The sequence below is a fragment of the Streptomyces sp. NPDC013187 genome, assembly GCF_042899705.1.
Classification (GTDB): domain Bacteria; phylum Actinomycetota; class Actinomycetes; order Streptomycetales; family Streptomycetaceae; genus Streptomyces; species Streptomyces hawaiiensis_A.
The window spans coordinates 135657-147239 of the sequence record NZ_JBIBAF010000003.1; the positions used below are offsets into that span (position 1 = coordinate 135657).

The following is an 11583-nucleotide window of genomic DNA, read 5'->3' on the forward strand; positions in this document are numbered from 1 at the left end:
TTGCCGCAGCGCGCACGACGCCCTGCACCGCCCCGACTCCGAGTAGCACGGGGAGCGAGGGCGCGGGGGAGCGCCACCTCAGTGCGCCTCCTACGCCCCAAGAACCCTCCGCAAGTAGTCGTTCTGGAACAGCCGGTCGGGATCGAGGCGGTCCCGCAGCGCCGTGAACTCGCCGAAGCGCGGATACACCCGGGAGAAGTACTCGGCGTCCCTGGTGTGGATCTTGCCCCAGTGCGGGCGGCCCTCGTGGGCGGTGAAGATGCGCTCGGCGGACGTGAAGTACCGCTGGTACGGCGTGCCCCGGAACATGTGGACGGCGATGTACGCGCTGTCCCGGCCGGAGGCGGTGGACAGCGTGATGTCGTCGGCGGGGGCGGTGCGCACCTCGACGGGGAAGCTGACCCTGAGGCCCGAGCGGTCGACCATCGTCTTCAGCTCGCGCAGCGTCTCGACGACGGCCGCGCGCGGCACGGCGTACTCCATCTCCACGAAGCGCACCCGGCGCGGCGACGTGAAGACCTTGTAGGGGATGTCCGTGTAGGTCCGCGCGGACAGGGCCTTGCTGGAGATCTGGGCGATCGCGGGGATCGTGGCGGGCACCGCGCGGCCGACCCAGTTGGCCACCTGGAAAACCCCGTTGGAGAGGAACTCGTCCTCGATCCAGCTCTTGAGCTGGGGCACAGGCTTCTCCGGGCCCGCGCTGCGGTTGTTGCGCTTGGTGTTGGTGCTGCCGGTGTGCGGGAACCAGTAGAACTCGAAGTGCTCGTTCTCGGCCCAGAGTTCCTCGAAGTCGGAGAGGACCCGGTCGAACGGCATCGGCTCCTCGCGGGCCGTGAGCAGGAAGACCGGCTCGACGGCGAAGGTGATCGCGGTGACGAGACCCAGGGCGCCGAGGCCGATGCGGGCGGCGGCGAAGACCTCCGGATTCTCCTGCTCGGAGCAGGTGAGAACCGAACCGTCGGCGGTGACCAGCTCCAAGCCCTTGATCTGGGCGGCGATCGAGCCGGAGTCGCGGCCCGTGCCGTGCGTGCCGGTGCTGGTGGCCCCGGAGACCGTCTGCTCCATGATGTCGCCCATGTTCGTGAGCGACAGGCCTTCACGCGCGAGGGCCACATTGAGCCTCTTGAGCGGGGTGCCGGCCTCCACCGTGACCGTCATGTTCTCGCGATCGATGCTGCGGATCCCGGTCAGCAGTTGAGGACGGATCAACACACCGTCCGTCGCGGCTATGGACGTGAAGGAGTGCCCGGCGCCGACCGCCTTCACCTTCAGACCGTCCTCGGCGGCCCGCCGCACCTCGGCGGCCAGCTCGTCGACGGAGGCAGGGGTGACCTCTCGCGCGGGACGCGCTGAGACGTTGCCGCCCCAGTTACGCCACGTGCCGTTCTTTCCGTTCGCTGTGCTGCTCAACGGAGCCTCCCCGACCCGGTGCCGGTCGCTTGAGCCGGCGGAACCCGAGGAAACCCACCGCGACCGCGACGGCCCCGGCCACCGCCGGAACCCCGTACCCCGCACGCGCCCCGGCCGCGTCGATCACCCAGCCGGCCGCGGAGGAGCCGAGTGCGACCCCCACCGCGAGCCCGGTGCTCACCCAGGTCATGCCTTCGGTGAGCTGCGCGCGTGGTACGTGCTCTTCGATGAGGGACATCGTCGTGATCATCGTCGGAGCGATGGACAGTCCCGCAACGAACAGCGCCACGGCCAGAAACGGCAAGTTTCCGACCAGTAGGAGGGGGATCATACTCACGGCCATGGCACATACGCCCAGCAGCCACCGACGTTCCGGCGCCCCGGCGAAGTGCAGCAGCCCGAAGAACATGCCCGCGACGCAGGAACCCCCCGCGTACAGGGCGAGGACGACGCTCGCCGCGGCCTTGTGGCCCTGCTCGTCGGCGAAGGCCACGGTGACCACGTCGACCGCCCCGAAGATCGCGCCGGTGGCGACGAAGGTGGCCACCAGGACCTGCAGTCCCGGGGCGCGCATCGCGCTGCCCCCGCCCGTGCGCTCCCGCGGGTGCGGCTCGGGCTCGGTGGCGCGCTGCGCGGTCAGCCAGAACGCGCCCGCGGCCAGGAAGCAGGCGGCGAGCAGCGGGCCGGCCTCCGGGAACCAGGCCGTGGACAGACCGATGGAGATGATCGGACCGAAGACGAAGCACACCTCGTCCACCACCGACTCGAAGGAGTACGCGGTGTGCAGCTGCGGCGTGCCGCGGTACAGCGCCGCCCAGCGGGCCCGGATCATCGCGCCGACGCTCGGTACGCAGCCGATGCCCGCACAGGCCACGAACAGCACCCAGTCAGGCCACCCGTAGTGCGCGGCGAACAGCAGGACGGCCGCCGCCGCGAGCGAGATCAGCGTGGCCGGACGCAGCACCCGCCGCTGCCCGTACTGGTCCACCAGCCGGGAGACCTGCGGCCCGGCCACCGCGGCGGCCATCGCGATGGTCGCCGACAGGCCACCGGCCAGCCCGTACCGCCCGGTGAGCTGCGAGACCATCGTGACCACGCCGATGCCCATCATCGACAGCGGCATCCGGCCCAGGAAGCCCGCGGCGGAGAAACCCTTGGAGCCTGGGGCTGCGAACAGGGCGCGGTAGGGGCTGGGCAACGGGGTCTCCGAAGGGCTCAGTAAGCTGCGAACGCAGTCGACACAGCTTACGGCCCCGAACGCCCGGATGCACCCGTCCGGCCCGGCGCCGGATCGCCCCGGGCCCGCCCGTCGCCGCGCGGGTGTCACCCCGCCGTTTCCCGGCTGTCGGTGCAGGGTGGCAGGATCGACTCATGCCAGACGCGCGCGATGTCAGCCCCTACGACGCCCTGCTCCTGCTCTCGTTCGGCGGCCCGGAAGGCCCGGATGACGTGGTTCCGTTCCTGGAGAACGTGACGCGTGGGCGCGGCATCCCCAAGGAACGCCTCAAGGAAGTCGGGCAGCACTACTTCCTGTTCGGCGGCGTCAGCCCGATCAACGACCAGAACCGCGCCCTGCTGGACGCCCTGCGCAAGGACTTCGCCGACCACGGCCTGGACCTGCCGGTCTACTGGGGAAACCGCAACTGGGCGCCGTACCTGACGGACACCCTGCGCGAGATGGTCCGCGACGGCCGCCGCCGCATCCTGGTCCTCGCCACCAGCGCCTACGCCTCGTACTCCGGCTGCCGCCAGTACCGCGAGAACCTCGCCGACGCGCTCGCGGCCCTGGAGGCGGAGGGCCTGGAGCTGCCGAAGGTCGACAAGCTGCGGCACTACTTCAACCACCCGGGCTTCCTGGAGCCCATGATCGACGGCGTGCTCCGGTCCCTCGCCGAGCTTCCCGAGGACGTCCGGGACGGGGCACACCTCGCCTTCTCGACCCACTCGATCCCGACGGCCTCCGCCGACACCTCCGGCCCCGTCGAGGAGCACGGCGACGGTGGCGCGTACGTGAGGCAGCACCTGGACGTGGCGCAGCAGATCGCCGACGCCGTCCGGGAGCGCACCGGCGTCGACCACCCCTGGCAGCTCGTCTACCAGTCCCGCTCCGGCGCCCCGCACATCCCGTGGCTGGAGCCCGACATCTGCGACCACCTGGACGAGCGGCACGCGGCCGGCGTCCCGGCCGTCGTCATCGCCCCGATCGGCTTCGTCTCCGACCACATGGAGGTCCTCTACGACCTCGACACGGAAGCCGAGGCCCGGGCCGAGGAGCTCGGACTGCCGATGCGGCGCTCGGCCACCGTCGGCGCCGACCCGAGGTTCGCGGCCGCGATCCGCGAGCTCGTCGTGGAGCGCGCGGCCGCCGAACGCGGGCAGGACGTCACGCCGTGCGCCCTGGGCGCCCTCGGGGCCAGCCACAACCTCTGCCCGGTCGGCTGCTGCCCCGCCCGCGCCCCCCGGCCCGCCGCCGCGGGCGCCGACAGCACCTACGCGTGAGGAGCCCCGTGACCGACCCCCTGCACACGGACCTGCTCGAACTCGCCCAGGAGGCGGCCCGCCGCGCCGGTGCGCTGCTGCGGGACGGGCGTCCGGCCGACCTCGCGGTCGCCGCGACCAAGTCCAGCCCCATCGACGTCGTCACCGAGATGGACATCGCGGCGGAGAAGCTGATCACGGGCCTGATCGCCGAGCACCGCCCGGACGACGGCATCCTCGGCGAGGAGGGCGCCGCGACGGAAGGCACGAGCGGCGTCCGCTGGGTGATCGACCCGCTCGACGGCACGGTGAACTACCTGTACGGGCTGCCCACCTGGGCCGTCTCCATCGCCGCCGAGCAGGACGGCGAGACCGTCGTCGGAGTCGTCACGGCCCCGATGCGCGGTGAGACGTTCCACGCCGTGCGCGGTCGCGGGGCCTGGGCCACCGGCGCCTGGGACGGCGAGCGCAGGCTGGCCTGCCGCCCCGCACCGCCCCTGGAGCAGGCGCTGGTCTCCACGGGCTTCAACTACGTCGCCGACGTCCGCGCCCACCAGGCCGACGTGGCCCAGCGGCTGATCCCGCTGCTGCGCGACATCCGGCGCGGCGGCTCGGCGGCGGTCGACCTGTGCGACGTCGCCGCCGGACGCCTCGACGGCTACTACGAGCGCGGCCTGCACCCGTGGGACCTAGCCGCGGGGGACCTGATCGCCCGGGAGGCGGGTGCGCTGACCGGTGGACGCCCCGGAGAGCGCCCGTCGGGCGCTCTGGCGGTAGCGGGTGCCCCCGGGGTCTTCGAGCCCCTCCAGCGGCTCCTGGAGGATTTCGGAGCCTGGCACGACTGAGGAGGCCGGGGCTGCCCGGCCGCGGCCGACGGCGCGATGAACACCGGGTGAACGCGCTCTGTGACAACGCGACGGGCCCCGGCGCTGGATTCGCCGGGGCCCGCCGCGTACCGAGTGATCAGACGCTCGTCGCGCCGACCTGCACACCGTGCTCGGCGGCGAGACGGCGCAGGTCGTCGAGTTCGCCCTGCTCCACGTCGACGAGGAACTCGTCGCCCTCGTCGCGAGCCCGGGACAGATCGGACTCGGTCGCCCTTATGCGCTGCAGAAGTCCTGCGGTGAATGCGTCCATGCTGCGCCCCCTCGTCCTGGGTCGTGGGTCGATGGCACGGGGGTGTGCCGTTCGGAAGGGACGATCACGCCGCAGGTGGATGCCCAGCGCCGTTCGGCCGGGCGGCGACGGTGCCGGACACCCACGCCGCCCTGCGGAAAGCGGATTGATGCGCACCGCATGGTGGTGCGGCGCCAGCAGAGCGTGATCGTGGGATGTAAAGCCGTCCTCCCCAAGGTCCCTTCCGTGGAAACCTAACCCGGGGAGAAAATCTCGTATTCCCCCTCGGGGCCACGTAGCTCTCACCCGCCTTACCTCCGACTTATGGCCGAAAAGGGCAGGATGGAGGGCAACACACCGAGCACTGTCGAAGACCCCTGCCCACGTGTGCCCGGTGAAGGGCTACGCGGGTGGACATGAGGAAGGACCAGCAACGTGCGCGTACTCGTCGTCGAGGACGAGCAGCTGCTCGCCGATGCGGTGGCCACCGGACTGCGCCGGGAGGCCATGGCCGTCGACGTCGTGTACGACGGTGCGGCCGCCCTGGAGCGCATCGGCGTCAACGACTACGACGTGGTCGTCCTCGACCGCGACCTCCCGGTCGTGCACGGTGACGACGTCTGCCGCAAGATCGTCGAACTGGGCATGCCCACGCGCGTGCTGATGCTGACGGCCTCCGGCGACGTCAGCGACCGGGTCGAGGGACTGGAGATCGGCGCCGACGACTACCTGCCCAAGCCGTTCGCCTTCAGTGAGCTCATCGCGAGGGTGCGGGCCCTCGGCCGGCGCACCAGCGTGCCCCTGCCGCCCGTCCTGGAGCGCGCCGGGATCAAGCTCGACCCCAACCGGCGGGAGGTGTTCCGCGACGGCCAGGAGGTCCAGCTCGCTCCCAAGGAGTTCGCCGTCCTGGAGGTGCTGATGCGCAGCGAGGGCGCCGTGGTCTCCGCGGAGCAGCTCCTGGAGAAGGCCTGGGACGAGAACACGGACCCGTTCACGAACGTGGTGCGCGTGACCGTCATGACCCTGCGCCGCAAGCTGGGCGAGCCCCCCGTCATCGTCACCGTCCCCGGCTCCGGCTACCGGATCTGATACCCCGTGGCAACGACTCCCGCGCCCCCGCAGGCGCCCCCCAAGCCCACCTGGGACCCCCGAAGGCCCGTGCCGCCCTTCCCGTGGCTGCGCCCGACCATCCGCATAAGGCTCACGCTGCTCTACGGCGGCATGTTCCTGATCGCCGGCATCCTTCTGCTGTCGATCATCTACCTGCTGGCAGCGCAGGCGCTCAACACCGGTAACGAGCCGCTCTTCAAGATCGTCGGCGGCACGGAGATCAAGGTGGCCAGTGATCGCTGCCCTGCCGTCAACTCCGCCAGCACGACGCTCGCCGAATTCAACGCGGCGATCAGCCAGTGCATCGACGACCAGCGTCATGTCGCACTCGACAACCTGCTCAGCCGTTCCCTGCTGGCGCTGCTGGGCCTGGCGGTCATCGCCTTCGCCTTCGGCTACGCGATGGCCGGCCGCGTCCTGTCGCCGCTGGGCCGGATCACTCGCACCGCGCGAGCGGTGGCGGGCTCCGACCTGTCCCGCCGGATCGAGCTGGACGGCCCGGACGACGAGCTGAAGGAGCTGGCGGACACCTTCGACGACATGCTGGAGCGGCTGCAGCGCGCCTTCACGGCCCAGCAGCGCTTCGTCGGCAACGCCTCGCACGAGCTGCGGACGCCGCTGGCGATCAACCGCACGCTCCTGGAGGTGCACCTGTCCGACCCGAACGCGCCGATGGAGCTCCAGCAGCTCGGCAAGACGCTGCTGGCCACCAACGAGCGCAGCGAGCAGCTCGTCGAGGGCCTGCTGCTGCTCGCCCGCAGTGACAACCAGATCGTCGAGCGGGGGCCCGTGGACCTCGCCGAGGTCGCCTCGCAGGCCATCGACCAGGTGAACGGCGAGGCCGAGAGCAAAGGCGTCGTGATCCGGGGCGAGCAGAAGCCCGCGGTCGTGCAGGGCAACGGCGTGCTGCTGGAGCGGATCGCGCTCAACCTCGTCCAGAACGCCGTGCGCTACAACGTGGCGGAGGGCGGCTGGGTCGAGGTCACCACCGAGGTCGAGCACGGCCAGGCGGTCCTGGTCGTCTCCAACACGGGACCGGTGGTGCCGGCGTACGAGATCGACAACCTCTTCGAGCCGTTCCGGCGGCTGCGCACGGAGCGGACGGGCAGCGACAAGGGCGTGGGACTCGGGCTGTCCATCGTCCGGTCCGTGGCCCGGGCGCACGGCGGGCACATCTATGCCCAGCCGCGTGAAGGGGGTGGACTCGTCATGCGCGTTACGCTGCCCATCTGAGATCATGTCGCCGATCAACTCGGCGGCACACGGGGATGTTCGCTTTGCGCGGAATTTCTGAGCCTTCACCGCGCGTGCACCGTGTGTGATCGATCACAGGGACGCCTTTCCGGCCATCTACTCTCCGTGATCATGCGCGCTGCCGTAAAGCCGGGAAAATCCCGGTTTTCGGGGGTCTTGATCACGGGAAGTACACGGTGAGACGCCTTTGGCGTGCAGCATTCGGACCGTGTACGGTCCCCATCGCCATCCAAGCCGATCACTCGTCAGGAGTCCGGTTGGGTGTCGATTGAGTAACAGACCTTGATGTGAGGCAAAATCTCCGCCTCAGGTCGGGCACAAGTCCGGCCTCTCACGCGTTACGTGCGCTGGAGACACCGCAGACACCCAGAGGGGGAGAGCGACCATGGCAACCGATTACGACACTCCACGCAAGACCGACGACGACGTCGACTCGGACAGCCTCGAAGAGCTGAAGGCCCGGAGGAACGACAAGTCGGCTTCCGCCGTGGACGTCGACGAGTTCGAGGCCGCCGAAGGCCTCGAACTGCCCGGAGCCGACCTCTCGAACGAGGAGCTGGCCGTCCGGGTGCTCCCGAAGCAGCAGGACGAGTTCACCTGCATGAGCTGCTTCCTGGTGCACCACCGCAGCCAGCTGGCCCGGGAGAAGAACGGTCAGCCGATCTGCCGCGACTGCGACTGAGGGCGGGTCGGCCGTGACTGGCTCGACCCCTCCCTGGAAGCGCCGCTTCTCCAAGCGAAAAGCGGACGAAGGGCCGATCGACGGCCCGCAGTACGGCGCGCGTGACGACGAGCGAGGCTCAACCGGTTCGGGGACGGCCTCGCTCGAACCCGCAGCGGACCGGGGCGACCTCCCGGCATCCGTGGACGTCCCCGCACCCGTCGCGAGACGGCGGGCGGGGGCGATCCGCGAGCGGGCCAGAGCAGGCGCCCGCAGGGGCGGCGACCGGGCCCGGGCGGGACTCGCCTACCTCGCCGACCGGATCATCGAACTGGCCCCGCGCGTCCCCGTACGGGACCTGGCGACCCTGCGCAGGCAGTTCCCGGGCCTCGGCCCCGAGGAGCTGGCGGACAAGCTCGTGGCGGGCGCGGCGAAGGCGACGGCGACGGTCGGAGCCGGTGTCGGCGCGGCCGCGATGCTCCCCGTGCCCCCGGCGATGCCGACGGAACTGGCCGCAGAGGTCACCGGCGTCGCGGCGATCGAACTGAAGCTGATCGCCGAACTCCACGAGGTCTACGGCGTACGGCCGCCCGGCAATCTCAAGCAGCGCAGCACCGCGTACCTCGACTCCTGGTCGGGGGAGCGCGGCATCGACGCCTCCAAGCCGTCGACCTTCAGCACGGCGCTGAACAGCCGCATGAAGCGCGAACTGCGGCAGCGGATCATGAAGCGCATGGTCCGCAACATGCCGAACCTGATGCCGTTCCTGGTGGGAGCCGCCGTAGGGGCGGTCATGAACCGTGGCGAGACGAGAAAGCTGGCGGGCCGGATCCGAGGGGACCTGCGCAAGATCCAGGTGCCCTGGGAGGCCCTGGAGGCGCTTCCCGCCCTGGAACGTCCGGTGGACGCCCTGGAGATGGGCGAGATCACGCACGACCCGCTGGGCCGCCACACGGACCACCGGCGCGACGGCGGACCCGGCGGCAAGCACGGCGACGGCCCCTGAGAACGCGGCCTTACGCACGGAGTCGACGAGCGCGTTGCCCGTCGAGGAGCCGACAGCCGTCGGCACGGCGGACGGGTGACGCCTCGTCCGGGTGTGCTACTCCGGTCGTCCCGGTGTGCTACTCCGGCTTCGCCGTCCGCAGGGCCTCCGCCAGGCGCTCCGGCTCGCGCGTGGACAGGTACAGGTACGGAGTCGGATCCTGCGGGTCGGTGACCTCCACGCGCAGAGCCGTGGGGATGTACGCGCGCAGCAGGAGGAAGGCGCGCGGGTCGGCCTTGTAGGTGCGCCAGGCGCGGGCCTCCTCCGCGTCCAGGACCTCCGCCTCGCCCAGGGCCGCCAGTGGGATCTTCGCCTCGCCCGCGATCAGGGAGTCGCCGACCACGCGGATGCGCACCGAGCCGTACGAGCTCGCGGCGACGGCCGCGACCGCGGTGCCCCCGGCCAGGCCGCCGAGCATCGGCAGGGTGCCGAACGGGAGCAGGATCAGGGCCATCGAGACGCCCACGAGGAACGAGATCAGCCACCAGGTCCGCGGAGCGGTCAGGCGTTCTTCGTACGGAGCGGCGGAGAGCTGCATGGGCCTAGCTTGACACGGTGTCCGGAAAGGGCCGACGCGCGGGTAAGGTCTCCGGCTGTGAGTGGTACTTCCGCAGCTCTGCAACCTCCGGCCGACGCCGTCCGACCGGTGCGGCACCCGGACGCGCCGGCGCCCGGCGAGCTCCTCGGCGCGCACTACGGCGAGTGTTTCGGCTGTGGTGGCGACCAGCCGCACGGGTTGCACCTGGAGGCGCGGGCCGGCGAGGGCGTGTCGCTCACCGCCGAGTTCACCGTCCAGCCCGCCCATCAGGGCGCTCCGGGTCTCGCGCACGGCGGTGTGCTCGCCTCCGCACTGGACGAGACCCTCGGTTCGCTCAACTGGCTGCTGCGCACCATCGCGGTGACGGGGCGGCTGGAGACCGACTTCGTACGGCCCGTGCCCGTCGGCACCACGCTGCACCTGGAGGCGGAGGTGACGGCCGTGGCGGGACGGAAGATCTACTCCACCGCGACCGGCCGCGTCGGCGGTCCCGACGGGCCCGTCGCCGTGCGCGCGGACGCCCTCTTCATCGAGGTCAAGGTCGACCACTTCGTCGACCACGGCCGCCAGGAGGAGATCCAGGCGGCCATGAACGACCCCGACCAGGTCCGGCGCGCCCGTGCCTTCGAGGTGAACCCGTGAGCCGGCAGCCGCTGGATGTGCTGATCCGGCGCGTCGATCCGGACGTACCGCTTCCGTCGTATGCGCAGCCCGGGGACGCCGGGGCCGATCTGCGCACCACCGAGGCGTGCCGACTGGAGCCGGGCGAGCGGGCCGTGCTGCCCACGGGAGTGTCTGTGGCGCTGCCGGAGGGGTACGCAGCCTTCGTGCACCCGCGATCCGGTCTGGCCGCCCGCTGCGGCGTCGCCCTGGTGAATGCCCCGGGGACGGTTGATGCCGGGTACCGTGGGGAGATCAAGGTGATCGTGGTGAATCTCGACCCGCGCGAGGCCGTGCGGTTCGAGCGCTTCGACCGGATTGCCCAACTGGTGGTTCAGCAGGTCGAGAGGGTCCGCTTCCAGGAGGTGGCGGAACTTCCCGGCTCCGCGCGGGCCGAAGGGGGCTTCGGGTCCACCGGAGGCCATGCCGCGGTGGACGGGACGAGCGGCACAAGCGGTCAGGCCGCCCTGGGCGGTCAGGCGGGTGGGAATCGATACGCTTCGGTCGTATCCGACCGGGAAGGACAGTGACGTGTTCGGACGTCGCAAGAAGAGTGATGCCGCCGAGGGCGCGGCCGGCGAGGCCGAGCAGGTCGTCGACGGTGTCGACACCGAGGCGGACGAAGAGCGCGAGCGCCTGAGGCTGGAGCCCGCGCCGCGCCCCGACGGCCCCTGGGACAGCTCCGAGGTCCGTGACCCGGGCGAAGGCCGGGTCGACCTGGGCGGTCTGTTCGTGCCGGGCGTCGACGGCATGGAGCTCAGGGTCGAGGTCGCGGGCGACGCGATCGTCGCGGCCACGGTCGTGCTGCGCGACAGCGCCATCCAGCTGCAGGGCTTCGCCGCACCCAAGCGCGAGGGCATCTGGGGCGAGGTGCGCGAGGAGATCGGCACCGGCATCACCCAGCAGGGCGGCATCGTCGACGAGGTCGAGGGACCGCTGGGCTGGGAGCTGCGCGCGCAGGTGCCCGTGCAACTGCCGGACGGCACCGGTGGCTTCCAGGTCGTGCGGTTCGTCGGCGTGGACGGCCCCCGCTGGTTCCTGCGCGGGGTCATCTCGGGTCAGGGTGCCGTGCAGCCGCAGGCGGCAGGGCTGCTCGAGCAGATCTTCCGGGACACCGTCGTGGTCCGCGGTGAGGGCCCCATGGCGCCCCGTGACCCGATCGTCCTGAAGCTGCCGAACGACGCCCAGATGGTCCCCGAGGGCGTCCAGCAGGAGGAGGGCTCCCGTTTCGCGGGCGGAATGGGCCAGCTCCAGCGCGGACCGGAGATCACCGAGGTCCGCTGAGCTCACGGAAACAGCAGGGCCGCATCC

Annotated in this window: 13 protein-coding genes; 9 read left to right on the top strand and 4 right to left on the bottom strand. The window is 71.1% G+C overall.

The window, feature by feature from the left end:
- Positions 1–90: 90 nt before the first annotated feature.
- Together ACFY5B_RS06620 and ACFY5B_RS06625 are read right to left on the bottom strand one after the other, a co-directional pair.
- Positions 91–1410 carry a D-arabinono-1,4-lactone oxidase gene (locus ACFY5B_RS06620; protein WP_389965429.1) on the bottom strand — a complete coding sequence of 440 codons (1320 nt, stop codon included), beginning with the start codon at positions 1408–1410 and terminating at the stop codon, positions 91–93.
- Positions 1370–2608, bottom strand: a complete 1239-nt coding sequence (locus tag ACFY5B_RS06625; RefSeq protein WP_389965432.1) for an MFS transporter — start codon at positions 2606–2608, stop codon at positions 1370–1372. Before ACFY5B_RS06625 ends, ACFY5B_RS06620 begins: the two co-directional genes overlap by 41 nt.
- Positions 2609–2781: 173 nt before the next feature.
- On the opposite strand from ACFY5B_RS06625, the gene ACFY5B_RS06630 reads away from it, so the two are divergent.
- Together ACFY5B_RS06630 and ACFY5B_RS06635 are read left to right on the top strand one after the other, a co-directional pair.
- Entirely contained in the window at positions 2782–3909 is a 1128-nt protein-coding gene (locus tag ACFY5B_RS06630; RefSeq protein WP_389965435.1) for a ferrochelatase, read from the top strand.
- An 8-nt stretch (positions 3910–3917) separates the two neighbouring features.
- Positions 3918–4733 carry an inositol monophosphatase family protein gene (locus ACFY5B_RS06635; RefSeq protein WP_389965438.1) on the top strand — a complete coding sequence of 272 codons (816 nt, stop codon included), beginning with the start codon at positions 3918–3920 and terminating at the stop codon, positions 4731–4733.
- Between the two features lie 118 nt (positions 4734–4851).
- Here ACFY5B_RS06635 and ACFY5B_RS06640 read toward each other — a convergent pair whose 3' ends face one another.
- Positions 4852–5025 (bottom strand): hypothetical protein, encoded by a 174-nt coding sequence (locus ACFY5B_RS06640; protein WP_167526644.1) that lies wholly within the window; start codon positions 5023–5025, stop codon positions 4852–4854.
- A gap of 414 nt (positions 5026–5439) precedes the next feature.
- Between ACFY5B_RS06640 and ACFY5B_RS06645 the strand changes: the two genes are divergently transcribed.
- The 4 genes from ACFY5B_RS06645 (at position 5440) to ACFY5B_RS06660 (ending at position 9035) form a co-directional block, all read left to right on the top strand.
- Positions 5440–6093, top strand: a complete 654-nt coding sequence (locus ACFY5B_RS06645) for a response regulator transcription factor (RefSeq protein ID WP_053670977.1) — start codon at positions 5440–5442, stop codon at positions 6091–6093.
- 6 nt (positions 6094–6099) lie between these two features.
- Complete coding sequence (locus tag ACFY5B_RS06650) at positions 6100–7347, top strand: sensor histidine kinase (RefSeq protein ID WP_389965442.1); 1248 nt, start codon at positions 6100–6102, stop codon at positions 7345–7347.
- Between the two features lie 406 nt (positions 7348–7753).
- Entirely contained in the window at positions 7754–8050 is a 297-nt protein-coding gene (locus tag ACFY5B_RS06655) for a DUF4193 domain-containing protein (protein ID WP_003993510.1), read from the top strand.
- 13 nt (positions 8051–8063) lie between these two features.
- The gene (locus ACFY5B_RS06660) at positions 8064–9035 is read left to right on the top strand and encodes a hypothetical protein (RefSeq protein ID WP_389965445.1); all 972 of its coding nucleotides are present in this window, start codon (positions 8064–8066) and stop codon (positions 9033–9035) included.
- Between the two features lie 118 nt (positions 9036–9153).
- Here ACFY5B_RS06660 and ACFY5B_RS06665 read toward each other — a convergent pair whose 3' ends face one another.
- Complete coding sequence (locus ACFY5B_RS06665; RefSeq protein WP_389965447.1) at positions 9154–9612, bottom strand: DUF3093 domain-containing protein; 459 nt, start codon at positions 9610–9612, stop codon at positions 9154–9156.
- Between the two features lie 57 nt (positions 9613–9669).
- Here ACFY5B_RS06665 and ACFY5B_RS06670 point away from each other — a divergent pair, with 57 nt between their 5' ends.
- Genes ACFY5B_RS06670 through ACFY5B_RS06680 form a run of 3 tightly spaced genes read left to right on the top strand, consistent with a single transcriptional unit; the run spans position 9670 to position 11556 of the window.
- Complete coding sequence (locus ACFY5B_RS06670) at positions 9670–10254, top strand: PaaI family thioesterase (protein WP_344462856.1); 585 nt, start codon at positions 9670–9672, stop codon at positions 10252–10254.
- Positions 10251–10802 carry a dUTP diphosphatase gene (gene dut / locus ACFY5B_RS06675; RefSeq protein ID WP_351627224.1) on the top strand — a complete coding sequence of 184 codons (552 nt, stop codon included), beginning with the start codon at positions 10251–10253 and terminating at the stop codon, positions 10800–10802. Before ACFY5B_RS06670 ends, dut begins: the two co-directional genes overlap by 4 nt.
- Before the next feature lies 1 nt (position 10803).
- On the top strand, positions 10804–11556 hold the full coding sequence (locus ACFY5B_RS06680; RefSeq protein ID WP_389965452.1) for a DUF3710 domain-containing protein: 753 nt from the start codon (positions 10804–10806) through the stop codon (positions 11554–11556).
- The last annotated feature ends 27 nt before the right edge of the window (positions 11557–11583 follow it).

What these genes read in the sequence shown, in the direction of transcription:
- ACFY5B_RS06665 (WP_389965447.1), bottom strand. Translation starts at nt 9,612, where the DNA reads ATGCAGCTCTCCGCCGCTCCGTACGAAGAACGCCTGACCGCTCCGCGG.
- ACFY5B_RS06655 (WP_003993510.1), top strand. Translation starts at nt 7,754, where the DNA reads ATGGCAACCGATTACGACACTCCACGCAAGACCGACGACGACGTCGAC.
- ACFY5B_RS06640 (WP_167526644.1), bottom strand. Translation starts at nt 5,025, where the DNA reads ATGGACGCATTCACCGCAGGACTTCTGCAGCGCATAAGGGCGACCGAG.
- ACFY5B_RS06630 (WP_389965435.1), top strand. Translation starts at nt 2,782, where the DNA reads ATGCCAGACGCGCGCGATGTCAGCCCCTACGACGCCCTGCTCCTGCTC.